General features: G+C 48.7%; 19 protein-coding genes and 2 pseudogenes. 9 read left to right on the top strand and 12 right to left on the bottom strand.

Going from position 1 to position 24,285, the window contains the following annotated elements; translation table 11 throughout:
- Window positions 1–2,235: CHAT domain-containing protein (locus tag AC0QH1_RS29655; RefSeq protein ID WP_324635046.1), on the top strand; the 2,235-nt coding region annotated here is incomplete at its 5' end.
- A gap of 96 nt (window positions 2,236–2,331) precedes the next feature.
- Here the strand turns inward: AC0QH1_RS29655 and AC0QH1_RS29650 are convergent.
- From AC0QH1_RS29650 to AC0QH1_RS29625, 6 genes are all read right to left on the bottom strand, one after another.
- Window positions 2,332–4,638: a PAS domain S-box protein gene (locus AC0QH1_RS29650; protein ID WP_324635045.1), complete on the bottom strand. Its 2,307-nt coding sequence runs from the start codon at window positions 4,636–4,638 to the stop codon at window positions 2,332–2,334.
- A 481-nt stretch (window positions 4,639–5,119) separates the two neighbouring features.
- On the bottom strand, window positions 5,120–6,859 hold the full coding sequence (locus AC0QH1_RS29645; RefSeq protein ID WP_324635044.1) for a putative bifunctional diguanylate cyclase/phosphodiesterase: 1,740 nt from the start codon (window positions 6,857–6,859) through the stop codon (window positions 5,120–5,122).
- Window positions 6,860–6,891: 32 nt separating this feature from the next.
- Complete coding sequence (locus AC0QH1_RS29640) at window positions 6,892–8,190, bottom strand: hybrid sensor histidine kinase/response regulator (protein ID WP_324635043.1); 1,299 nt, start codon at window positions 8,188–8,190, stop codon at window positions 6,892–6,894.
- A gap of 24 nt (window positions 8,191–8,214) precedes the next feature.
- The gene (locus AC0QH1_RS29635; RefSeq protein ID WP_324635042.1) at window positions 8,215–10,971 is read right to left on the bottom strand and encodes a hybrid sensor histidine kinase/response regulator; all 2,757 of its coding nucleotides are present in this window, start codon (window positions 10,969–10,971) and stop codon (window positions 8,215–8,217) included.
- 188 nt (window positions 10,972–11,159) lie between these two features.
- Window positions 11,160–12,452 (bottom strand): hybrid sensor histidine kinase/response regulator, encoded by a 1,293-nt coding sequence (locus AC0QH1_RS29630; RefSeq protein WP_324635041.1) that lies wholly within the window; start codon window positions 12,450–12,452, stop codon window positions 11,160–11,162.
- Between the two features lie 344 nt (window positions 12,453–12,796).
- Entirely contained in the window at window positions 12,797–12,961 is a 165-nt protein-coding gene (locus tag AC0QH1_RS29625; RefSeq protein ID WP_324635040.1) for a hypothetical protein, read from the bottom strand.
- A 50-nt stretch (window positions 12,962–13,011) separates the two neighbouring features.
- On the opposite strand from AC0QH1_RS29625, the gene AC0QH1_RS29620 reads away from it, so the two are divergent.
- The 3 genes from AC0QH1_RS29620 (at window position 13,012) to AC0QH1_RS29610 (ending at window position 14,214) form a co-directional block, all read left to right on the top strand.
- A complete protein-coding gene (locus AC0QH1_RS29620) occupies window positions 13,012–13,560 on the top strand; it encodes a hypothetical protein (protein WP_324635039.1) in 549 nt (182 codons plus the stop codon).
- Between the two features lie 240 nt (window positions 13,561–13,800).
- Window positions 13,801–13,968 (top strand): hypothetical protein, encoded by a 168-nt coding sequence (locus AC0QH1_RS29615; protein WP_324635038.1) that lies wholly within the window; start codon window positions 13,801–13,803, stop codon window positions 13,966–13,968.
- Between the two features lie 51 nt (window positions 13,969–14,019).
- On the top strand, window positions 14,020–14,214 hold the full coding sequence (locus AC0QH1_RS29610; protein ID WP_442957389.1) for a hypothetical protein: 195 nt from the start codon (window positions 14,020–14,022) through the stop codon (window positions 14,212–14,214).
- Between the two features lie 68 nt (window positions 14,215–14,282).
- Here AC0QH1_RS29610 and AC0QH1_RS29605 read toward each other — a convergent pair.
- Both AC0QH1_RS29605 and AC0QH1_RS29600 read right to left on the bottom strand, forming a co-directional pair.
- Window positions 14,283–14,404, bottom strand: a pseudogene (locus AC0QH1_RS29605) (ISNCY-like element ISAtsp9 family transposase); the annotation flags it as partial.
- Window positions 14,405–14,655: 251 nt separating this feature from the next.
- Complete coding sequence (locus tag AC0QH1_RS29600) at window positions 14,656–14,973, bottom strand: P-II family nitrogen regulator (protein WP_324635037.1); 318 nt, start codon at window positions 14,971–14,973, stop codon at window positions 14,656–14,658.
- Between the two features lie 221 nt (window positions 14,974–15,194).
- Here AC0QH1_RS29600 and AC0QH1_RS29595 point away from each other — a divergent pair, with 221 nt between their 5' ends.
- Complete coding sequence (locus AC0QH1_RS29595) at window positions 15,195–15,419, top strand: FAD-dependent oxidoreductase (protein ID WP_324635036.1); 225 nt, start codon at window positions 15,195–15,197, stop codon at window positions 15,417–15,419.
- The gene (locus tag AC0QH1_RS29590) at window positions 15,420–15,827 is read left to right on the top strand and encodes a hypothetical protein (RefSeq protein ID WP_324635035.1); all 408 of its coding nucleotides are present in this window, start codon (window positions 15,420–15,422) and stop codon (window positions 15,825–15,827) included.
- Window positions 15,828–16,620: 793 nt separating this feature from the next.
- Here the strand turns inward: AC0QH1_RS29590 and AC0QH1_RS29585 are convergent.
- From AC0QH1_RS29585 to AC0QH1_RS29575, 3 genes and pseudogenes are all read right to left on the bottom strand, one after another.
- The gene (locus AC0QH1_RS29585; RefSeq protein WP_324635034.1) at window positions 16,621–17,754 is read right to left on the bottom strand and encodes a sodium-dependent bicarbonate transport family permease; all 1,134 of its coding nucleotides are present in this window, start codon (window positions 17,752–17,754) and stop codon (window positions 16,621–16,623) included.
- Between the two features lie 331 nt (window positions 17,755–18,085).
- Window positions 18,086–18,286, bottom strand: a pseudogene (locus AC0QH1_RS29580) (Photosystem Q(B) protein 1); the annotation flags it as partial.
- Between the two features lie 550 nt (window positions 18,287–18,836).
- The gene (locus AC0QH1_RS29575) at window positions 18,837–19,109 is read right to left on the bottom strand and encodes a hypothetical protein (protein ID WP_324635033.1); all 273 of its coding nucleotides are present in this window, start codon (window positions 19,107–19,109) and stop codon (window positions 18,837–18,839) included.
- Window positions 19,110–20,104: 995 nt separating this feature from the next.
- Here AC0QH1_RS29575 and AC0QH1_RS29570 point away from each other — a divergent pair.
- Both AC0QH1_RS29570 and AC0QH1_RS29565 read left to right on the top strand, forming a co-directional pair.
- Window positions 20,105–21,754 carry a DUF3352 domain-containing protein gene (locus AC0QH1_RS29570; protein WP_324635032.1) on the top strand — a complete coding sequence of 550 codons (1,650 nt, stop codon included), beginning with the start codon at window positions 20,105–20,107 and terminating at the stop codon, window positions 21,752–21,754.
- Between the two features lie 120 nt (window positions 21,755–21,874).
- On the top strand, window positions 21,875–22,792 hold the full coding sequence (locus AC0QH1_RS29565; RefSeq protein WP_324635031.1) for a class I SAM-dependent methyltransferase: 918 nt from the start codon (window positions 21,875–21,877) through the stop codon (window positions 22,790–22,792).
- Between the two features lie 162 nt (window positions 22,793–22,954).
- Here the strand turns inward: AC0QH1_RS29565 and AC0QH1_RS29560 are convergent, their stop codons facing one another.
- Window positions 22,955–23,659: a J domain-containing protein gene (locus AC0QH1_RS29560; protein WP_324635030.1), complete on the bottom strand. Its 705-nt coding sequence runs from the start codon at window positions 23,657–23,659 to the stop codon at window positions 22,955–22,957.
- A gap of 258 nt (window positions 23,660–23,917) precedes the next feature.
- Here AC0QH1_RS29560 and AC0QH1_RS29555 point away from each other — a divergent pair, with 258 nt between their 5' ends.
- Complete coding sequence (locus AC0QH1_RS29555; protein WP_324635029.1) at window positions 23,918–24,079, top strand: hypothetical protein; 162 nt, start codon at window positions 23,918–23,920, stop codon at window positions 24,077–24,079.
- The last annotated feature ends 206 nt before the right edge of the window (window positions 24,080–24,285 follow it).

Below are 24,285 nucleotides of genomic sequence, written 5' to 3'. Positions count from 1 at the left end.
CAACCTACCGAGTCAGAACAAACCGAAAATTCCGACAATTCCACCCCAGAACAACCTACCGAGTCAGAACAAACCGACAATTCCGACAATTCCACCACAGAACAACCCAGCGAGTCGCAACCCCGAGAAACTGCCAACCCCGCACAGAACGGGGATAAGGAGGGTCGGACACAGGAAGAGGAGCAACCGATACCAGTGGCGAGATTGGAAGAACCTCAATCCACTCCCACGTCAGTAGAAGAACCCACGGAATCTGAGGAAACTTCAGGCACACCGATCGCCCGAGATGAAGTTCCGGTTGCCGAGTCTGACACCCCAGAGGTTGAACTTTCGCCAGTACCCGACAGGGATGAAGCGCCCCAGGTGGCAGAACCCGCGCCGAATGCAGAAACAGGGACGCCGCCGGAACCAATTGTCAATCCCGAAGCGCCGATGATTGGCGAATCGATGGCGAGTGAACCGCCAGAGTCGGATCGTCCCGTTTTGCCGATCGCGCCGCCGGATATGCCCGCCCCCGATCTGCCCCAGACACCGATCGCCGTGGAAGACTCCTCCGCGCAACCGGTGAGCGTTTCCGAAGGGCAATCGGCAAGTTCAGACATTCCCGCCCCGGATAACACCGCCTCGGCGACACCCACTGAGGAAATACCGAAAATCATCAGTCCCGAGATAGCGCGCCGAGAGATAGAAGGATGGTCCGAACCGGTGGATCCGGAGGTGCCGGAGGTGCGGATCGAGATGGAGGCGGTGGAGAATTCTTCCGTAGCGACGCCGGTGCAATTGCCGGAGAGTCCATCCGCAGAGGCAAGTGCGCCCCCGGCGGTTTCCGATGCGGCAGATATCCCGGCGATCGCGCCCCGGGTCAGTGCCTCCCCTGTCACTCCCCTAAACTCCCAAACCTCGGTGACTCCAGAGGCACCCACCAGGGCCAGTGCATCTGCACCCCCTGCGATCGCCCCTGCATCCCAACCGCGCGCCTCGGCAAATCTATCCGTACCGCATATTGAAACCCTCCGCACCCGGGAATTTTCCGCCTCTTTGGGGGTGACGTTACCCCAGGAAGCGCTCTCGGTGGTGAATCTGCGCGAATCCCTCGCCGGGGTGGCAAGGGAAACGAATCTCAATCCGGCGGTGGTGTATGCGATCGCTCATCCCCAAGAATTGCAACTGGTGGTCATTACCCCAGAAGGTTTGCCCATCACTCGCAGCATTCCCGCCGCCTCCCGCAGCGCCTTGCGGGGGAAAGTGACCGAATTGCTTTCGGAAATCACCAATCCACACAAAACTAACACCAATAGCTATTTGAGCGCGGCGGTGCAACTGTATCAATGGTTGATTGCTCCGATTGAAGCGGAATTACAAGGGCGCAATGTTGATTTGTTGATGTTTTCTTTGGATGCCGGATTGCGCGGCATTCCGTTGGCAGCACTGCACGATGGCGAACAATTTTTAATCGAAAAGTATCGTCTCGGATTGATTCCCAGTGTTACCTTAACCGATGCACGGTATAAAAATCTCAATAATAGTCGGGTGCTGGCAATGGGAGCTTCGGAATTTAAAAATCCGGCGATCGAACGCTTAAATGCGGTGCCCTTGGAGTTATCGTTTATTGGGAAAAAGTTTAAAGGGGCTGAGTATTTCTTGAATGAAGAATTTACTCCGGAGAATTTACGCGAGCAACGGGAAAGGGAATCGTTTGATATCATTCATTTGGCCACTCACGTGAAGTTTTCCAGTTCGGTAGATACTCCCCAAAACCGTTCCGACGAGATTCGGGGCGAGTCTTACATCCAATTTTGGAACCGACAAGTTCCGTTTGATGAAATCCCGCATTTGGGCTTTGAAAAGGGTACCGTAGAATTGTTGGTTCTGAGTGCTTGCGAAACTGCGGTGGGCAATCAAGATGCGGAATTGGGATTTGCCGGCTTAGCCGTGAAAATGGGGGTAAAATCGGTTTTGGCCAGTTTGTGGCAAGTGGATGATGATGGCACGTTGGCCCTGATGAGCGAGTTTTATCGGCACCTGAGAACGCAAGACAAAACGATTAAAGCTGAAGCCCTCAGACAAGCTCAGCTTGCTATGCTTCGCGGCGAAGTGACTGTAAAGGAGGGACGCTTGCGCGTTACCGGGGAGGAATTAGAATTGCCTCCAGAAATTGCAGCCCGATTCGGCGATCGCCGTCTGTCTCATCCCTATTTTTGGGCCTCTTTTACTTTGATTGGCTCTCCTTGGTAATCCCCTTCTCAGAAAAGTCCGGAACCCTACAAAGGTTCGGGGCTTTTCTGACCTAATTTCAACCGGATTCCATATAACTCCCTAATTCTGGCAAAACTAGGTATAATTAGGCTGGTGAATGGGCAGGTGAATCACAAACTCCGTTCCATGTCCGAGTTCGGAATAACAATTTAACACGCCCCCATGTTTGTTGACAATAATTTGATAGGCCACAGATAAGCCCAAACCCGTTCCTTTCCCCACCGGTTTGGTGGTGAAAAAGGGATTGAAAATTTTCTCTTTGACTTCTGGCGACATTCCCGGGCCGTTGTCCTGAATCCGAATCACTGCGAAGCGATCGCTCACCACTTCCGTGCGAATCTGAATGGTCATTTGTCCTTGGTGATTGGTCATTTGTCCTTGGTCATTGAAACCTGTTACCGATGACGAATGACTAGAGACAACCGACTCGAAGGCATCGATCGCGTTGTTTAAAATATTCAAAATCCCTTGATTAAGCTGACTGGGATAGCACTCGACTTTGGGCAAATCGCTGTATTCTTTCACCACTTTAATCAGTGCATTTCCCGCTTCATCTTTGAAGCGATTCTCCACAACGAGCAAGGTACTGTCTAACCCTTCGTGCAAATTTACGCGCTTCATTTGCGCTTCGTTGAGACGGGAGAAGTTTCGCAGAGATTGCACGATCTGACGAATTCTTTCGGCTCCTACTTTCATCGAATCGAGGAGTTTTGGCAGATCCAATCGCAAAAAACTCAAATCGATATCTTCTTCGAGTTCTTCAATTTCGGACACCGGATTGGGGTAATGCTGTTGGTAAAGGCTCAACAATTCTAGCAAATCGCGCAGGTAATCATTAGCATGAGCGATATTGCCATAAATGAAATTCACGGGATTGTTAATTTCATGGGCAACCCCCGCCACCAGTTGTCCGAGACTGGACATTTTTTCGCTTTGAATGAGCTGGGTTTGAGTGCGTTGCAGTTGTTGCAATGTCTGTTGTAGCTGTTCCGCTTGCGCTTGCAAAGAGGCAATCAGCTCGTTTTTCTCCCGGGAAGATTCGCTGAGCGCTTGCTGTTTTTGTTGGCTTTCGGTGATGTCGTGCAGGACAATCATTGCCCCTAATTTCTGGCCTTCAGCGTCAAAAATAGCTTCGCCACTGGCGAGGACGATTCTGGTTTTACCCTGTTTGGGGACGATCGCCATTTGCTCGCCGGCGATCGCTTCTCCATTCAGTGCCCGAAGTAAGGGCATTTCATCCTCAGAAATCGGTGTGGTTTCCTCGGGATAGTACAACTCATAATAATTCGACCACTCCGATGGCGACAGCGCTGAGTCGGGCAAGCCATAAAATTCTCGCGTGGCTCGATTAAATAAGGTAATGTTTCCCTCGGCGTCGCAAGCGATAATTCCGGCGTCTACACTATTGAGTAATGCTTTTAAAAATTCTCGTTCTTTTTGCAGTTCTTCTTCGACTTGCCGTCGCTCTGCTACTTCGTTTTGCAGTTTGTGAATGGCATTGCTAAACGCTAAAGAACGGCTTTGTAATTTCCTTTCAAGGTCGCCAAGAAACCGTCGCGTGTCTTCATAGGCGCACTCGGCTTCGACTTCGGCAATTTTGCGATCGCTGATGTCGTGGGCAATCGCATAAATTTTCTGTTTGTCTACCACCGGATTGGCAGTCCACCGCAGCCATTTATAAGACCCATCTTTGCACTTATACCGATTCTCAAATGAGACGCTTTTTACCCCCTGCAGCAGCTTGATATATTCACTGAGGGTGGCACTATGATCTTCGGGATGCACGAAGTCAATAAAGGGTTTGGTCAGCAATTCGGATTGGCTAAATCCCAGGGTGTTTTCCCAAGCGGGGTTGACGCTTTTGAGATAGCCGTCAAACCCGAAAATGGCAAATAAATCTAAACCCAGATTGAAAAATTGCCTCGGTTCTTCGGTGGCGGATTTCGGCGGCGAGGGCGCGCTGCTGGGTTGGGCGGTGGCGATCGCGGCTTCTATTTCTCTCCCAATGGCGTAAATTAATTCTTCCTGGGGTCTCGATGTGGCTTTCCAGGAAAATCTCCGCTGGGAATTGTCTGGGCCGCAAATACGATTTTCAAAGGCGATCGCTTCCCTTCCCGCTTGCAGTTTCTCGATTTGCTCTCCCATGGCGGTTCTATCCTCCGGATGAACCCATTCCAGCAAGGGTTTGCCCCGGATTTGGGCTGCGCTCTCCCCTAAAATCTCCTCTCCTACCGGGTTTAGTTGCTGAATCTGACCCGCAAAATCAATCACGCAAAGAACATCCTCTGCTAACTCAAAAAATGGACTCTCTGCCGAACCTACTCCAGTTTGTTCTCTCCCATCTACTGTGGAATTGTCTACATTAAACTGAATTCTACTCATCTGTTGCCTCAGTGCCATTGGCCGCCATTACAATTTTACTCTCGAAAACGGTTTTTTTTATACTATCGTTGATAACTCTGTCTTATTTTAAAGCTTCTGTTGAGATTTATGGCGCTGCGGTTAAAGATTCGGTAAGGTCAGTGAAACTTTCCATTTTTTAATCTCTATATGCAAGAAAATATCCCGTCGCTATTTCTAAATTTCCCTTGAATGTTGCTTCAAATAACAACAGTTTTGGGTACCCTAAAAGTTTAGCACGAGGCCGATCGCCTCTGACCTACCCTAAATCCGTTGCCGCCGAGGAGTCCATCTTGCGAGCGTCTCGCGCACTTTCCCTCCTCCCCTGGCATGGTTTCACCCCGCAAATTAGCCGCGATCGCACCGACGCTTTCCCCAAGCTCTTCTATTCTAGATTGTCAACTTGACATAAACGATAAACCAATAATCAATGACCAATGACCAATGACCAATAACTTGAATTTCACTCAGAAGAAAAAGCCGTTAAAAACGATGCAACTGCCGGTTCTTCAAGGGGTTTAGAGAACAAATATCCCTGGGCGTAGGGGCATCCGAGCGATCGCAGCAGGGTGAGTTGCGCTGCGGTTTCCACCCCCTCGGCGATCGCCTGGAATCCCAAAGTCTCAGCCAAGGTCAGAATGGTTTTCACGATATCTAATTTTTTGGAATCGGTTTCCATTCCATTGATAAAACTGCGGTCGATTTTGATAATATCCAGGGGCAGACGGTGGAGATAGGCCAAACAGGAATAACCGGTGCCAAAGTCATCAATACATAACTGGATTCCCCGGGTTTTTAATTGGCTAATTAAATTATTAATTTGGCTGGATTGCTGCATTAAAGTTCGTTCGGTAATTTCGATTTTTAAGGAACAGCCGCTTAAGAAATTTTCGGTTAAAATGCGGTCGATTAACGCCAAGTAGGAAGGATGAGAGAGTTCGATTTCAGAGAGATTGACACTGATGCTCAACGGCCAAAATTGGGGAAATTGCGATCGCCAACGGTTTAACTGTTCCCCCGCGCGCCACAACACCCAGTTATCCAAGGGGACAATCAAACCGGTTTCTTCCGCGAGGGGAATAAACTCCGAAGGAAAGACTCGCCCGCGCTGCGGATGTCGCCATCGCACCAGGGCTTCAAACCCGGAAACCGAATGATTGGGGAGGAAAATAATCGGCTGATAATTAAGATGCAATTCTTCTTGGGCGATCGCCTGTTGTAGTTCGCTTTCTAATTGCAATCGCCACAGGGCGTTTTCTTGCATCGCGGGAACGAAGAAAGCCGTGGGAGAATTGCCCGGATCTTTTGCATAGTGCATCGCCGTATCTGCGGATTGCAAAAAATCCGCCGGCTGAGTCGAACCCAAATTGCCCAGAGCGATGCCAATATTGACCCCGGAAAACAGGAGCGAACCATCCAGATGGAAAGGGGATTTCATCGCCTCATGGATGCGATCGGCGATTGATTGCACCTCGCGATCGTCCCGGATGTTCTGCAATAAAATCGCAAACTCATCGGCTCCCAATCGCGCTAATACATCGGTCGATCGCAGGCAAGTTTTGAGGCGCTTGGCGGTGGCAATTAACAGGCGATCGCTCAATCCATGACCGAAGCTATATTTTACCATTCGATAGCGGCACAATTCCAGAAACAAAACCGCAAATAAACCCTCGGGATTTTCGGCAAATTGGTCTACACAAACCTGGAGGCGATCGAGAAAAGCGTTGCGATTGGCTAATCCCGTCAGTTCATCAGAATAGGCGCGCTGATGCAGGCGATCGCGGACTTGTCGCAACTGTTGCCGATTTTTGCGCGTTTCCGTGACAAATTCCACGGTTTTATTAATCGTAATTTCTAAATCGCGAAAATCAATGGGTTTCGTTAAAAAATCGAACGCGCCGCGATTCATTGCCGTTCTAATATTGACCATATCTCCATAAGCCGAAACCACCACAGCTTTCAGGGTTTCGTCAATTTCTTTAATGCGATCGAGCAAGATTAAGCCATCCATTTCCGGCATTCGTAAGTCGGTTAAGATGGTATCCACGGGGGGAACCTCATGGGCGAGGGTTTCGAGCGCTTCTTTGCCATTGCGGGCAAAAATAAACTCAAATTTTTGGTTCCGAATATTTTTTTTAAATCGTTGGAGAATCAAGCGCTCTAATTCAAGCTCATCATCAACGACTAAAATTTTAGCCACCATATTTTATTCCTTTTCCCCACTCCCGAGCGACTTTAACTGGTGCCCATGTTTTTTGGCAGAGAAATGATAAATTCTGTGCCCCGATCGCGATCGCTTTCCACTTTGATGTCCCCTTGGTGCTGCCCTACGATAATCTCGTGGGTCAGAGATAAACCCAACCCCGTGCCTTCCGTGGGCGGTTTCGTGGTAAAAAACGGATTGAAAATTTGTGACAGATGTTCCGCTGCAATTCCCGGTCCATTATCGGCAATCCGGATTTCTACCCAGTCCCCCAAATTTGCCGTTTTTACCGAAAGGGTGGGAGTAAAGGAGTCGCCCACTTTTGTCTGTTTATCCCGCAAGGCATAACAGGAATTGGCAATGATATTAATAAACGCTCGAGATAAACTTGGCGGGACTAAAGGCATTTGTGCAATCGACTCATCATATTCGGTTGTAATGGTTACATTAAACGAACTATCTTTGGCTCGCATTCCATGATAGCCTAATTTCACCGCATCGGCTAGAATCACATTAATATCGCTGCGTTGGCGTTCGCTTGGGTCGTGGCGAGCGTGCATGAGCATGTCAGAAATAATTCTTTCGGCTCTTTTTCCGTGGCGTGCGATGGACTCGGAATTTTCTTTTAAATCGTTTAATATTTCGGTAATATTCTCGAAAGTATCTGCCTCTAGGCTCTCGGCTTGACTTTCAATTTCTTCTACCAGTTCCTCGGTTAGCTCTACCGAACCTTCCGCAAAATTGGTTACAAAATTCAGGGGATTTCTAATTTCATGGGCAATGCCGGCAGTGAGCGACCCCAAAAAGGCCAGTTTTTCTTGAGCAACAATTTGATTTTGAGCCGATTGAAGTTGTTGGAGGGTAGTTTGTAATTCCGCTTCGGTTTTTACTCGCTGTTGAATTTCCTCTTTGAGCTGGAGATTTTGTCGTTCCAAGGTCTTGGTTAACGAGCGCAATCGCAAGTGAAGTCTGACCCGGGCGAGGACTTCTTCTTGCTGAAACGGTTTAGTGATATAATCAACTGCTCCTAAAGAAAAACCTTTGACTTTATCGGTGGTTTCCGAAAGGGCAGTCATAAAAATCACCGGAATATCTTGGGTTTGGGGATTTTTTTTTAAGCGATCGCAGGTTTCAAATCCATCAATTCCCGGCATTTTCACATCCAGCAAGATTAAATCCGGCGGATTTAGCTCCACTTGCGCGATCGCGCTTTCTCCATCCGCTTCTACTGCAATTTCAAAGCCATTGTTCGTCAGGGTACTGGCAATCACTGACAAGTTGGTTGGATTATCATCCACAATTAAAATTAAATTAGATTCATTCGTTATCAAAATGCACCATCCCACTTTCTATTTTTACAACAAATAATCGCCAATAAACTGACGAATTTTTTGAATTTTAAAGTCGCGTGCCAACGTTATTAGCTGCCGAGCAAACGGTTTCAATTTTTCTTCGTTTTGTGCTAACGCTTCGGCGCGTTCTTGAATTTTAATCACGCGACCTTTTTGGGCTAAATCGAATAAAATTTCCAGTTCTTCCATCGGTGGCGGTAGCAAATCGGAACTTGCCTTGGGCGATGAATCCGGCGGGGAATCCTCGGGCAATTCAGATGCCGGCGATCGCTCGTACTTCCAAGATAAGTTTAAATGATTTTCTAACAAACCGCGCAACTCATCCGCCTGCACTGGTTTGGCGAGAAAATCATCCCCACCCGCCTCAATACTTTGATGGCGATCGCTGTCAAATACACTCGCCGAAGACACAATAATTACCATTCCTTTTAGCTCTTCACTCTCGCGAATGTGGCGAATGAATTCAAACCCATCCATCACCGGCATCACTAAATCTGTAATTATCCCATCCGGGTGCCATTCTACAATTTTTTCTAACCCTTCCTTGCCATTCACCGCCGCTTCCACTTCAAACCCCAAAGGTTTCAGCAGACTCATCAATACCGAACGATTTTCCCATTTATCATCCACCACCAGAATTTTTGGCGCTTTACCTTCCACGCCGATAATTTTACCGCGATCGCTGATTCGGGCCGCTTCCATCCACTCTCGCGCTTCAGTTAATTCCACCTCAAACCAAAAGGTACTCCCCACATTCGGCTGACTTGACACCGCAATTTCACTCCCCATCATGGCCACAATTTTTTGCGATATCGTTAACCCCAATCCGGTTCCTTCTGCCTGTCGTTTCAGCGTTCCCACTTGTTCAAACGGCGAAAATATCTTCTCAATTTGTTCCTCAGTCATTCCCACCCCGGTATCGCAGATTTCAAAACAAATTTTATGCCGGGAGGGCTGGATTTCGCTACTGTTTACGGTAAAAATAACCTCGCCGGAGTCCGTAAATTTAATCGCATTTCCCAACAGGTTAATTAACACTTGCCGCAAGCGTTTTTCGTCAGCGCGAACCCCTTCGGGAAGTCCCGGGGTGGGTGCAAAGGAAAAGCGAATGCCTTTTTGTTCGGCTTTGATGCGACAAATTTCCGCAACTCCTTGCAGAAAAGAGGGAAAATAGATGTCTGTGGGGTGCAGTTCCAGTTTGCGGGCTTCGATTTTCGAGAGGTCTAGAATATCGTTAATTAAGGTCAGTAAATGAGTGCCGCACTGGTGCATAATGTTAATGCTATGCTGATGTTTATCTCCCAGGGTTTTATCTTGGCGCAAAATTTGCGCGTACCCGAGAATTCCATTCAAGGGCGTGCGAAGTTCGTGACTCATATTGGCCAGGAATTCGCTTTTAGCTTGGTTGGCGGTGTCGGCGATTTCTTTGGCTTTTTTCAGCTCTCGAGTTCGTTCGTCTACGCGCCATTCTAGTTCGTTAAAGGAGTCTTTTAATTGGGCGGCCATTTGGTTAAAAGATTGGCCGAGAATTTCGAGTTCTGCGATAGTGCTGCGTTCTACTTTTTTGGTTAATTTGCCCTTGGCAAAGGCGCGAGAAGCTGCGGATAATCGACAGATGGGTACCGCAATCCAGCGCGAGGTAAAAATGCCCACTCCCGTAGCTACCGCTAAGGCGATCGCGCAGAGTAAAATGGTGCTGCGAGTGTTGGCATTAATTTGCCCCATAAAGTCGGCTTCTGGAACTACCACCACAATCAACCAGTCAAGACCCCATTTGTCGGAAAAAGGCGTAATTTGCACAAACTGTTTGCGTCCGTTTATGTTAAAACTGAGTTGCTTGGCACGCTTAATGTTGTGCAAATCGCCAAAACGTTGGGTCAAAAAAACAGCCGTACTTCGCGTTAATTTATCCTCACTTTCGGTGGCTGCAATCCGTTGGATTACATCGGTATTTGGGGAAGAAATAAAGGGTTTTTCTTTGGTGGAAGTGGCAACGAACGATCCGTCCCGTTCCATAATAAAGGTTTGACCGGATTGGCCGATTTTTAAGCGATGTAAAAAGTCATTGATATGGATTAAAATCAAATCCGTGGCCACAATCCCCTCCAGATTACCGCGATCGTCGTAAAGGGGCATTCCGTGGGTAATGGTAAGGGTTGGTTCGTGAAAATAAGAATAAACTTCGCTCCAAACTGGCTTTTCCGCCCGCGCTGGGGCGAGATACCAGGGGCGAATTCGCGGATCGTAGTTGGGCGAGACTTTCACGATGTTAGTGGTTCTATGACCCTCGCGATCGCTCAAATAGCTATAGAAGTCATATCCGGTTTCGCGATCGACAATTTCAATATGAAACTGGCCATTTCCCAGACGTTCAAATCCCAGAAATTCTTGCTGCTCATTGCCAACCTGAATATAACTCACCGTCTCGAATAACTGCAGTTGTTTCCAGAAAAAACGCTCCATGCTACGCGGTTCGTCAATATTCAACCACCCTAAATCTATAGCATTGATAATGTTTTGATTCACTAAATAAGGCGTTTCTAGATAGGTTTCGAGGTGCTGTTCGATGCGGGCGCTGACTTCGCGCTGCAATTGGGAAGCCACATCATTTACCGCTTTTTGTCCGTTTCGCAACGCCAGCCACCCCGTTAACCCAACTGCAGCAAAAATTTGCAGGACAAATGGCACCACGAGCACGAGGCGCAGGGGAATTTTTCGGCGTAGTTTTAAGCTTTTCCCAGAGTCATTGAGTAAATTCATAACCAAGATTTTTATAAGAATAAACTGCAAGAAAATAAGGTAATTTTTATCTAAAATTAACGGTTAATAAACTACCCGGATGTTTGGCGTTTGATGCAATTTTTTATCCCTTCCCTGTCTGGGTTTATGTTTATTCTTATCCCATCAAAGCTGCATCCTACTTTGGGTTGAAAGGGGTAAAAATTATGTCAACTTGACTCAGTGTTTTGCCCGGGAATTTCGACGATAAATTCGGCTCCTTCTCCAGGATGGGAAATGCACTGAATCTTTCCCTGGTGTCTTTCTGTCACAATTTGACGAGAAATATAAAGTCCCAGTCCCGTTCCTTTTCCCACCGATTTCGTGGTAAATAGATGGTCAAACATCCGCTCTTGAACCGCCGGGGGAATTCCCGGACCATTGTCTTTTATAGAAATCGCCACCCTGGGAAAATAACAGCTATTGTCTTTTGCGCTTTTGCCGGAAATAAAGCGGGTTTTAATAACAATTTTATTTTCGCTTAAACCTGATTTTTCTTCTTTATTGCTACTGGCTAAGTCTAAAGCATCAATGGCATTACTGAGTAAATTCATAAACACTTGATTCAGTTGTCCCGGGTAGCAAAGAACCGGCAGTAACTCGTCGTAATCTTTAATGACTTCAATGGCGGGACGATGTTCGTTCGCTTTTAGCCGATATTTGAGAATCATCAAGGTGCTGTCGATGCCTTCATGGATATTAAAAGGCACTGTGGTGTCAGTATCGGAACGGGAAAAGGTTCTTAATGAGGTGCTAATATTTTTAATGCGATCGCTTCCATGTTTCATGGAATCAATCAGTTGCGGCAAGTCTTCCATCACGTAATCTAAGTCGATCGCCGCTGCATTTTCCGAGATTTCCGCCACTGGATCTCGGTAGTGCTTTTGATAGAGTTTGATGTGTTCTATCATATCCGCGATCGCTTCTTCCGCATGAGCGATATTTCCCGCAATAAACCCCACCGGATTATTAATTTCATGCGCTACCCCAGCCACCAATTGACCCAAAGCGGACATTTTTTCACTCTGCACCAGTTTAGCCTGTGCTTCTTGCAACTGATTAATGTTGTCTCGCATTTTTTTCACATCTTCCAGGGTTTTCTCGATAGTCAGCCCTAAATCCTGGAAATCAATCGGCTTGGTTACGAAGTCACACGCCCCTCGATTCATCGCTGTTCTAATATTTTTCATGTCCCCATACGCCGACACCACCACCGCCTTTAGAGTGTCGTCAATTTCTCGCAGCTTTTCTAGTAAGGTCAGCCCATCCATTTCTGGCATATTGATATCGGTTAACACCAAACTGATGCTGTCTTCCGATTTTATTTTTTCTAACGCTTTTTTGCCATTATCCGCAAACACAAACTCTAATTGCTTGGCACGGATTTTTTTGCGGAACCGCTGTTTAATCAACCGCTCTAGTTCTATTTCATCATCAACCACTAAAATTTTGACCGGGTTCATTACTGGTGCTTCTCCTCATTGATTTCTACAGGCTAGATAGCTATCCACCTGAGGCAGAACTAACTTTTACCTCCATTTTTCTATTCCCATCAACCGATTGTCCCCTGTTCCCTAAAATTTCCCTTTGAGCTAGATTGATGGGAGCGAAAATATCCTCTCAGACAATGGGTAAACGCTCCTGGTTTCAGTATAACCAATAGAAGTCACGGCAAACTGTTATCTAGATAACATCACCTGACTAGAATTGAGATCTAATTTTAGAGAAAATCGCCGATGAGAGGACTGTTGCCATTTTCAAACCAGCGTCTCCACACTCTTCTTTGAGAGAAATTTTGGTCTCCCGATTAATGAACTTCCGCATCTTCTAAAAATTTTTGCTGCGGGCTGAGAGAGGGTTTGACGTTTCGATACCTGAGTATCTCTATCGCCAGATTTGCCTGGATTTCGATGGTTTTAGCGGCATAAATCTCAACTACCTTAAGCGGCAAATTTTGAGTTTCTGCATTCAAAATTTATATGATTCCGGTGCCAGCACTAACGGAATAACAATTTCCATAGCTTGCCCGCCGCGATCGCCGCCGGAGAAGCATTAGCACGATCCAACTTTGAGCATATTTATTTAGCGGATTGTCTCGATAAATTGCTACAACACAATGGAGTGATAATTGTAGAAGAAGCAGAGAAATCGAACGCAAAAGTAAAACTCTACAACGCCGCCATTACAAAAGAAATTAAAGAGGTGGAAGCCAAACAAATCTATGAAGCGCGGGATTTAACTGATGCTGAAGCGCAAGAAATGTCCAGCAACATGGAGGCATTTTGGGAGGATAACTGTGCCGCATTCAAACAGGGCATCAAGCGTCAGTTGCCTGGAATTAAGAATGACCCAGTGTGGGGTGCATCATTCATTCGAGAGTGCAAACGCTGGATCCTAACGATGAGGTCGCAGTGCCAATCCACCGGCATAAATGGAAAGAATGGAAAGAAAGGCTCCAATAAAAGCTCTCCGATGGCGCTGGAAAAAAGTGGGGCGAGGGGTGTCGGTGGCAAAAACGATCGACGGCAAACGCCACTATCGGATCGGTTTTGGCAGACACCACACGGATGAGTGGAAAGCGTCCGAGAACCGCCTAACAGAAAGCTTGGAAGCGAGAGGCAATATGCTTGTGGAGAACTCCGAGTCAGGGTGCAGATTGGGAGATATCGATGGAGAACTCAACGATCTGCACCCGGTCGTTCATGGAGTGTTAATGCGAGTAACGAGCCAGAATGGAAAACCTGAATGGGGCGATCGCCCTCTAGTTTATTGTGACGGGGAACCCTTTGTCAATTCCTACAGGGGCAAAAGGTGTATCTGGTTGAGGATACCCGGAAAGGGGGCAGCATCAATGCCCTGGGAGGATTTGGAGCTTGTGGGATGAGCGATAGTGACCCGATAGCGCAAGCTATGGAGCTAAATATTAAGCCCCATAGCTTGCGCTATTTTGACAATGGCGATCGCCAAGAAGACCCATGAGGCCCACTGGGATTACTCGTGAATGCACTGGTTTTGTAGAATACCTGCTATATGGATGCTGCCTTAAGGCATCTGCATAACCAGAGGTATGAAGTGAAAAAAGAGGAGCTATCGCGCCTCTCACCATTAGGACACAAACCTATCAATATGTTGGGGCGTTACCAGTTTGCCTTAGCTCAACATTTGAACAGAGGAGAACTTCCTCCTCTACGCAACCCGAATGACCCGAATGAGTCTGATGGCTAGAATGTAATGCCTGTAAGCTTTGTGGGCTTAACGTGCATTGCTGTTCAATTGCAACCCCCCACCCCCCGGGTTCGGGTGAAGAACACGCGCTTAAGCGCTCAACAGCGGCATCCTTTATCCCATAGCGGGTATTTTGGCCTGTGCGTTTGTCCGATAGGGACGACAAACGCTGGCGAAACGAACCGACGATGGTTTTGAACAAACCCCGTTCTTGCAATCGCTCTAGCTTTCTTGGATCTCTCAGATGTTATTAAGCACTTATGCAAAATAATTTGCACGAGTTAACTCGTTCCCAGGCGATCGCCTGGGAACGTCCCTCCCGAGGCTCCGCTTCCCCCCCAATAAATGTGCATGCAAAGGTTTGCACCCTTGCTGACAATACCGAGATTCCCAGTGCGCCGAACAGCTTTTTGTCAAAATGAGAATTGCTGCGGTTTTGAGTCAGAACCTGCTGTGCGCGCGCAGTATCTCCGCGTCACAGAGATAGGTGATGCCCGAATAATCGTCGAAAAACTGGTCTGCGACCTCATCCGAAATCTTCAAAGCCATATCTCGATTGGCGGTGAGCACCTCGATTTTTATATTCGAGTAGCTGTCGCTAACGGTAGGTTGTCCCGACGAGCGCACGTTGCGACTGCCTTTACCGCCAGCGGCCACCACCGTATAACCGGTGGCTCCGGCTGCGTCGATGATCTTGGCGATCTTTTTCAGCAGCAACTTTTCCGTGACGATGACGAGCTTACTGGCTTGCTGGGTCATGTGAGTTACCTCTTGATGTGTTTTGTCGCGACAATTCAACGCAATACTCTATGGTTTTGCCTTGAACCATATATTTAAAGATTATGCCAAAGATCGGCGAATCCATTACCCTCTGTTGAGAAAGATTGACTCAAATTAGCCGAAGCATTTTATAAAAAACACTTATCCTTCTTTTTGGCGCTATGACCACCAATGAAGCCTCCCCCACCGCAGATGTTTGAGTGGTCGGCGGCGGCAGGGGGGGCACCGTCGCGGCGATTCAAGTCCCTCGACCTGGAGCCAAAATCGTTCTTGTTAGCGCGTTGGCTTGGTTAGGTGGCATGTGGACCTTGGCTGGCGTTGCCGTTCCCGATCGCAGGGAACTGCTGGCCTGCCAAACGGGGGTGAGGGGGACTTTTTTGCACGCCCTGCCCCAGGGTCAACCAGGGGAACTCGACCCTGGCTAAGTGAGCTTTTTTACCTATAAGCCCAATATTGGTGCAGCAATTTTTGCTCGTGGTGCAAGCGTCACCGCCATTATGGGGAGCCACGATGTGGACGAGGCGGTGCTGCTGAGCGATCGCATTGTCATGCTCACCAATGGTCCGGGTGCCAACATCGGTCCGGTCCTGGATGTGGACATTCCTCGCCCCCACAAACCCATCGACGTGGTGGAGCATCCCAGCTATTACAGCCTGCGCTGGGAAATTATCTACTTGCTCAACCAGTACAAGCGGATCGAAAAGATTTGGTCGCTTAAATCGGCAGCGATCGCTCGTCACGCTCTGGAAAACCTCTATCTGGATGTGGGCTTTGGGCCGCTGACAGCTTGTGCGCCGATCGCGAAAGAATCAAGGCTCCTTCACCAACTTTGATTAAAATGTGGTCGTTGCAGCAAATCTAAGATAAACTTAACAATATCGTTCAAAGCGAAAGCATAGATGTTTGTCTTCTGTTCGACATCAATATCAGGTTTGAGCGGCCCAGTCTCTGTCTTTGAGACACTCTCCATTCACAGGTGAATTTCTGACAGGTGTTTCCGTAGCGGCGGGCACTTGCCCGCCACCGTATGATGGCTCATTAATCAGCACCAATCAGTAAAGATACCTATCAAGCGCGAGAATGCCCTTGCAGGTCCCCAGGGCATAAACAAACTTGTCACCAATTTCCCCATAAGCCCACAGACCGTGCTGGTGCAGTAGAGAATCAAAAACCAGGCCAGGGCGATCGCCCTGGCCTCATCCAGGGATTAGCCATTTTCCTTCCAACTTCTCAGAAGTGATTGTTGATAGGGAATGGATGCAGTAGCTCAGTTTCGCCTCTTCCTCCTCAAGGAGTTCAAATCCACTTTCCGCAGCTTCAAGTGGCGAGGGTGGATATGGCTACGAAATCATGATGCAGTTTGCCACAGTTAGCTCATTCGTATATTTTCAGTAAACTACCATTATTGACAATAGATGAGGGGCAGTTTAGGGAAATAAAAAAAAGCCCAAAACCTAATTATAGTAAACATTTTACCCATTTAGGTTCCGGGATTTGACAGTTAAGGTGCGGAAAGTGGGCTGGAAGATGTGAAATTAGACGAGGATGCCCAACGCGATGAGAAAATAGCCGCCGCGTTGGTCTGCCGAGCTAGGGGAGCATCGGCAGAGCGCAACCCGTCTTGGATCAGCTGCCCATCATCGCCTGGGCGAGTCCGATGAAGAGCGGTATTCCCACGGCAAGCGCAACCGGCGTGCCGACGGCTGTGGACGAGCCGATGTAGGCGGAGGGATTGGCTTTGGGAATGCCAGCTCGTAACGTGGGCGGCCCTGAGATGTCTGAACTGGAGGCGGCGATGACGGCCAGGATAACGACGCCGCCAGGGCTGAATCCCGTGGTGATGTGGGCAATATAGCCGAGACCGAAGCCAATGAGTCCATGCAGCAGGGGTGCCACAAAGGCATATACGACGTACCACTGAGCCACCTTGCGGAGTTCGCCGATTCTTGACCAGGCCTCCATACCCATGACCAGCATCAGTACCGAAAGCAGGCCGCGAAAGCCGGGATTGAAGAAGCTCTCATAGACACTGTCGGGCCGGGTGATTATGCCTAGAACGATGCCGAGCAGCAGTGCCGATAGGGCAGAACCCTGGAGGCTTTCCTTCACGATCGGCCAGATCTCGACCCCCTTGCCTTCGCTACCTCGCTGCTGGCTGCGATACTCCTGTCTGCTGGTGGGATACTCCGGCTTGCTGGGATAGTCGCCTGCGGCAACTGCCTGCTTGCTGAGATACTCCTCCTTGCTGAGAGACTCCTGCTTGCTGAGAGACTTTTGCTTGCTAGTATAAATGCTGGCCAAGACGATCGCAGTCACGAGCGCTGGGATGTCCATAAAGGGATAGAGTGCGGCGGCCCAAGCCTCGTACTGCATGCCTTCCGATTCCAGCATTGTCAGGCCGGCAGCGAGGGTAGAGCCACTCACGGCACCGAACAAACCCCCGGTCGCAATGGCATCAACGGTTATGATTTTCGGCAGTCTGGCCAACGTGTGGCGCGCGATGAACACGATAACAATCCCGATTACCGCAGCGAACAGTGCGGGCAACAGCATCTCCGCGAGATTGGACTGGCGGATCGCAATGCCGCCCTTCAGGCCGACTCTCATAAGCAGCATGAAGACGATGAACTTATAGACCGAATCTGGAATTTGCAGTCGGCTATTGAGGGCGGCAATGACCATACCACCAATCAGAAAGCCAAGTGTCGGAGACTGCAACTTATCAAAGAAGCGCGTCAAGAACTCAAGCAAAAAATCCACTGTGTAATTCCTCCTTAATCAGATATTAGGCGTCAGGACCGCAGGCAAGCATGGCCTCAAATCCTGTTTGGCTGGCTCCACGCATCCGGGTTAGCAGCGAGTCAACGCGCCACGAAGAATGCATCTGCATCCCGGTGCGTCTTGTGCGGGAAAATAAGATTTCGCTCCGGCGAGCGCTTGCCGAGCGCGCTAATCTCTATTGATTCATTGGCAATGTCTTGTTGAGGACATAGTTTACCAGCAATTGGTTCGTAAAATTCGATCGATGCATTTGGGAAAGTGTTTTCGGGTGCCCACTCACATGAAAAGCGGTCCTTCTGTAGCGCTTCAGCAACGGAAAATGGTGTGCATTCGGTGAAGGCATCGACTGAGCGCCCAGATTAGCCCGGTTGATGATGTCGGCATCGCTCAACACCGCACGAGCCAAAGCATCCAGCACCGAGGGATTAAAGTTAAAGCCATTCAGGTTAAACGCCATTTTACTCACCTCCAAAGCCGCAAACGAGATGCACACTGTGGGAAACACGGCCAATCAGAGATGAAGATATAATCATTCCAATTGATTTCTATAGATAAATCTTTATAGGCCGTGAAGACAGACGTCTTTGTGTTCCCCCCCGGATGTCCAATCCCCGGGCAGTTGTTGCTGTTTGTTTCTACTTGGAATTACAATAGAGTCGGCGGCGGAAGCGCCGACAGTGTACAGACAGTTCCGACGAGACATTGCGAGAGAAATTTGCTGCCATAAATACCTCCTTCCGTCTCCCCTGGCGGGGGGAGTGGTGATTGTGATAAGTGAAATCGGTTAAAAGTTGAAGAAAGCGAGGGTGTAGCGCTACACCCCTGCAGCCCAGGTATTCGGCGAATACCTGTCCCGCAGCACTTCCCATAGATCGAGATCTATTCAGACCCGAATCTCTATGGGCTTAAGTTTATCTTAAAATTTCCAGAAATTTGCGATCGCTCTACATAGATCTGCCAAGTAATTTCAAATTCAAATCATAAGTTTTCCTTTTAGTCTCAGAAAACCCCTATATAGCTAGGCAATGTAAATTGCGATCGCCCCTCCGAAACTGTCAACCCTAACCGTTATCTCCCGATCGCCCCCCGGATTCACAAGTCCCTGCCCACTCCTGTGCAAGCTGCAATGCCAGTTGATTCGCCCAACTCATCCACTGACTCTCATCCACCACTGCCGCCTCTGCCATTATCCGCAACCCGTTGAGCAGTTCCTCGGTATCGGCTTTCGGATTCAGCCAGATCTCGCGGATCCAAGTCTCCTCCGGTTGTTTCCCCAGGAAGGAAGGCGATCTCAACTTCCCCGCTGCTGCCCTGGACTTGCTCTGTAACCGCACCAGTGCCTTCGGTTTTCACCGCCAAGATTGCGCCCAATTTCACCCCCCGCTGCTCACCCACCCGGTTCACTCCATTTAGAGGGGAGGACTCCACTCAAATTTTTTCACCCATCAATCGGTTTAATGTCGCCACGTTATCACCCTTGACCCTTTCCCCCCCGTGTTGGCGAAAGCTGTATTATTTATTTTTTATAGCGCTCTTTTGTTATTGCTTGCAAACAATTAATCTATTTTTTTGGGTGCTATTATTTTGGCAATACTGCTGTTTAAAAAGCCGCTAGGTTTCTATTTCCTCATTAACCCCTAAAGTTGTGACCGAGTATATTCCTGGTATTTTTCTTCATTGATTTCTACAACCTAGATAGCTATCCACTTGTGGCAAGAATAACTTTTTCCTCCATTCTTATATTTCAATCAAATATTTTTCCTCTATTTTTTCAAAGAAAATCTGAGTTCAATTAATATTTTTAAAATACTTTTAAGAACTTTTCTGAATTTTAATAGTTTATTTATAACTCAACTTTTTATCAACAAAAATATCCTTAAAACAACGAATTAAAAATAAAGCAGCAATCTAAGTTTAGAGAACATTGCCGATGATAGGAGTGTTGCGATTTTTAACTCATCGCCCCCACTATTCAGGGAGGAAAATGTGGCTTTACCGATTAATGAAGTAAAATGCTTTAGCCGTTGATTTGGGTAAAAAATAGATAAGAAATATTGTCTAATTTGCGGCAATTGTCGGTGGGGAGGTAGCAGAGATTGAAGTGGGAGGGGCGTAAAAGTGGGGTGAAAGTGTAAAGATAAGTAAACGCGGCGGAGCGTTGGCGGAAATTGGGCAGGCGAATGGTTGGGAATGGAGATTAAATCGGCGGGTGGAGGAAAAATTTTGGAGAGAAGGAGCCTGAGGGGGAACCTGGTTGTGGCGCGCCCAGGCGATCGCGTCACGGAGAAAATCTAGTTATCCTAAAAGAACTCGTCACATTTAGATTAAAATGTTTTCCAGAAAAAACCCGAGTCGTTTGGTCATTGCCGCGATCGCGGCGGCTGGTGTTGCTTTTGGTTATTTTTACTTGCGAGGCACTTTTTCTTGGAAATCGGAGCCACTCGAAAGCGCCAAAGTAATTCCCGATGAAGCCGTGATGGCGGCTTATTTCATCACCGATTCGCAACGGTGGTCGAAATTCCAGCAGTTTGGCACCCCTGCAGCCCGTGGGGCGATCGCCCGCCGCCTGCAAAACCTGGAAACCCAACTGCTCAGCCAACACAATCTCGATTACGAAACCGATTTGCAACCTTGGGTGGGAAACATCACCCTCGCCTGGGTACCCTCAACCACCACCAGCGAGGCACCCCTAATCTCCCAACCCAATTATCTGATGGTGGTAGAAATTAAAAACAAGCTGCGGGCGTGGCTATTTGCCCGCAACTTCAAATCAAAACAAGACGTTAAACGACAGGTATTTAACTATAAAGGAGTAGAGTTAGCCGAGATAATTTCCCCGATGGGAACCCCTCTGTATCAGACAATGTTAGAGAACAAATTGCTCCTGTCGGGGAATCGAAGCACCTTAGAAACCGCGATCGACACCCATTTAGGCGAACCTTCTTTTGCTTCAATTCCCGCCGCAGCGAAACAACTCGCCTCTGGGGAGAATGCAGGAGATGCGATCGCCAATTTTTACATTCCCGACTATAGCGAGGGGATAAAACAATTGCAACGGCAGATCGGCGATCGCACCTCAGTTGTCTCCCCCATACAAACCGTGAAATCCGCCAGCATCGCGGTGGGTGTAGAAGATGTCGGCTTGCGCGTGCGAGTGCGAACCGAGATCGATCCGCAATGGTTCGAGTCGCAGCCCGCCGCCGCCGGCCAAATTCTCGATCGCTTTCCCGCCGAGACCCTCGCCTTTGTCAGTGGTGAAAACCTCGCCAACAGTTGGACCGCCCTGGTGGCTCAAACCGAAGTTCAGCCAGAACTCGCCGGGGCGGTAACGCTCATCCGCCAAGCCTTCGCCGCCGCCAACCTGAACGCCGATCGCGATATTTTCCGTTGGATAGATGGGGAATTTGCGGCGGGACTGATTTCATCCCAGCAGGGATTGTTGGGGCAATTGGGATTTGGCGGCGTAGTGGTGTTGGAAACCAGCGATCGCGCCACAGCAGAAGCCACCCTCGCCAAACTCGATGCGATCGGGCGCAACCTGTTACCCTTTCCCGTCTCCATCAGTTCGAGAACCGTAAATGGGGTGCTGGTGCGGGAATGGAAAATCCCCATGCAAGGGGCATTACTGGGACATGGGTGGCTCGATGACGACTCCCTGTTTCTCGCGATCGGCGGACCGATGGTAGATGCGATCGCCACTCCCCCCACCGCCTCGATCCAGGAAAACCCCAATTTTCGGGCGATCGCCGACTCCTTACCCAACCCCAACCAGGGTTACTTCTATTTAGAAATGGAGAAATTCCTCAACGCATTCAACGCCTTACCCCTGTTTGTGGGCACTCAAATTCCCCCCGAGACCCAAGCTATGCTCAATTCGATTCGCGGTATCGGCGTCACGGGCACCTGGTCAGACCCCACCCAGTACGAGACCCACATGCTCTTTTCCCTGAAAAAGACCAAAGAACTGACCAACCCCTGAGCCATTGACGATGTAGGGGGGTGATTTTCCCCGAACCCTGGGGACTCGAGCGGCAAAAAACCGACCCCCACATCGGCTAAACTATCCCTTGACGTCAACGAGTAAATCGAACCCCCTGGAATGACTGCTGCTGCATCGACTCAACCCGGATTCGCCTCCCGGATGGTGAATGGAGTGCTCGCCATCAAACCTTTAGCCAACTTCGCCAAACATCAAGCGCGACAGATGATGATAAAGCGAGCCGAAAAAATAGGCGTGCCTTGGCGCAAACAAGCGCAAGAACTGGCAGAACGCAACTGGGATGAGGAGTTTGCCCGGGTTTGCAATCCCGAGTTAAAATATCCCGAATATTACTTATGTTCGTTTCATGCTTACGATCGCGGTAACTTAAGTTGGGAAGCCGCTACGGAAGTGGAAGTGGCGGCGCGGGCGGTTCATGCGACTATTTGGCCTTCCGCCGGTGCCCAAGGGGATGCGAAACTTCGCAACAGTTACCATCAGGTGTTAAAGGAACGAGTCCCTGAAGCACCCCGGGATATTGTGGATTTAGGGTGTTCTGTGGGGATGAGTACCTTTGCATTGCAGGAGGTTTATCCCGAGGCGAACTGTACTGGGGTGGATTTATCTCCCTATTTTCTCGCCGTGGCTCAGTATCGATCGCAGCAGCGCCACCGGGACATCCCCTGGGTTCATGCGCCTGCTGAATCCACTGGGTTGCCAGAAAATTCTTTTGATTTAGTGTCTGCTTGTCTGATGTTCCACGAATTGCCGCAAGAGGCGTCGCGGCAAATCTTTCGCGAGGCGCGGCGGTTGCTTCGTCCGGGGGGACATTTGGCGATTATGGACATGAACCCGAAGTCGGAAGTTTATGCGAAGATGCCGCCGTATGTTTTAACCTTGCTCAAAAGTACGGAGCCATATTTGGATTGTTATTTTGGTCTGGATATGGCTAAAGAAATTGCCGCCGCCGGTTTCCAGACGCCCGCGATCGCCGCGACTACTCCCCGCCACCGGGCGATCGTCGCTCGCGTGAAATAGGTTAGGACTTACGCCACTTGTCCCATTAATCACTAGCAGTAGGGTGGGCAACGAGTTGCCCACCCTACCCGTGAGGGCGGTGCGGTTTTCCTGTAGGTGATGGAACACTGGGGCGTGACCCTAGCAGATCCGGAATCCGTTTTGCGAAAGCTGGATTCCGGGTTATTTAAACATATGTTGAATCGCTTCTTGGGCTTCTTGACGCAAACCGGCGGCGATTCTAAAGAGTTCTTGACCGGTATGGAGGTAGTGTTCGTCGTAATTGAGGGTAAAAAATTCTAATTCTTCAATGCCATCTTTGACGCGATCGAGACAATAGTAAAGATGCGCCGCCGCACTGGCAACATTGGCGGGATTTCGCTTCGACTGAAAGGACCCCTGTGCTTGTTCTAGAAAGTCTCTAGAGGTTTCTAAATAGTCCTGAAAGTCGCCCATTAATTCGTCGTCAAAGGGGTCGGCAGAAAGGCGATCGATTTCATCTTCTAGGGAGTACAAAATTTGACCGAGGATGCGATCGACTGGGTGATAGACTTGTTTGAGCCATTGTTGTAGTTGTGCGTCCAGATTCGGGGCGGTGGAACGATAGGAACGCGGGTTATTTTGAGGGCCTGGGTTGCGCCTTTGCCCTTGCGTCTGGATTTGCGATCGCGCCGCTCCCCGTTTGCGATCGTAGAACTTGCGGCGCTGCGGGTCTCCCAATACCTCGTAAGCGGCATTAATCCGGACAATTTCTTCCGGATCTGCCGTCTGGCTATTGCTATCTGGGTGGAATAGCTTGACTAACCGCCGATACGATTGTTTGATTTCTGCGTTAGAAGCTTTGGGACTGACTCGTAAGGTATCATATAAGTTCAAGTTTTCCATCATAAAATTTTGCCATAAACAACAGCAATGGGTTAGACTATTGTGTTCGTTTCGTCTCTGCTTTTTGACGAACCTGCGTTTTAATTATAGTTCTATTTCCGCGATGCGGTAAACTCCACAGACCCTCGGGATTTAAGTGAAGCTCGAGCCAGTTAAGTTCAGTGAAATTGAAAACATTATCCCGAGACAATATTGTTAAGAAAATTTACACAAATTTGGCGAAAAACATCTTGACAAACAACGATAATATCGGTTAAGAGAATGCAAAAAACCCTAGTCGAGTCTGTCCGCTTATCTCGGCGGGTTCCCCCTGCCCCCCACCGTCGATCGCGACGGAAACGACGCCGCCCCACCCGCGCGCAGAGTGTGGGCGATCGCGTTCGTACTTATCCAGATAGACTTTCTGTCCCCGAGACGATATAGCAGTTCTCATATGGGTGAGGTAACGAATTTTTTACTTCGGAGGTGCAAGCGCGGTTGGGACTATTCGGCTGCGTGCCACATCAAGAAAGAGACCTGCTATATTTCACCACCACCACGCGATCGGTGGAAAAAAACTATCCCGATAAGCGCAATAGTTTTTTATCCCTAGTCCAACCCCAGGGATGGAAAAACTATCCCGATAAGCG

Source organism: Phormidium sp. CCY1219 (assembly GCF_055795085.1).
The sequence above is the reverse complement of the archived record's forward strand: the minus strand, read 5'-3'. Positions and strand labels throughout refer to the sequence as shown.

Excerpts from the sequence above, each read along its gene's own strand:
- AC0QH1_RS29650 (WP_324635045.1), bottom strand. The coding sequence starts at position 4,638 with ATGAGTAGAATTCAGTTTAATGTAGACAATTCCACAGTAGATGGGAGA.
- AC0QH1_RS29645 (WP_324635044.1), bottom strand. The coding sequence starts at position 6,859 with ATGGTGGCTAAAATTTTAGTCGTTGATGATGAGCTTGAATTAGAGCGC.
- AC0QH1_RS29635 (WP_324635042.1), bottom strand. The coding sequence starts at position 10,971 with ATGAATTTACTCAATGACTCTGGGAAAAGCTTAAAACTACGCCGAAAA.
- AC0QH1_RS29630 (WP_324635041.1), bottom strand. The coding sequence starts at position 12,452 with ATGAACCCGGTCAAAATTTTAGTGGTTGATGATGAAATAGAACTAGAG.
- AC0QH1_RS29610 (WP_442957389.1), top strand. The coding sequence starts at position 14,020 with ATGGATGCTGCCTTAAGGCATCTGCATAACCAGAGGTATGAAGTGAAA.
- AC0QH1_RS29600 (WP_324635037.1), bottom strand. The coding sequence starts at position 14,973 with ATGACCCAGCAAGCCAGTAAGCTCGTCATCGTCACGGAAAAGTTGCTG.
- AC0QH1_RS29570 (WP_324635032.1), top strand. The coding sequence starts at position 20,105 with ATGTTTTCCAGAAAAAACCCGAGTCGTTTGGTCATTGCCGCGATCGCG.
- AC0QH1_RS29565 (WP_324635031.1), top strand. The coding sequence starts at position 21,875 with ATGACTGCTGCTGCATCGACTCAACCCGGATTCGCCTCCCGGATGGTG.
- AC0QH1_RS29560 (WP_324635030.1), bottom strand. The coding sequence starts at position 23,659 with ATGATGGAAAACTTGAACTTATATGATACCTTACGAGTCAGTCCCAAA.
- AC0QH1_RS29555 (WP_324635029.1), top strand. The coding sequence starts at position 23,918 with ATGCAAAAAACCCTAGTCGAGTCTGTCCGCTTATCTCGGCGGGTTCCC.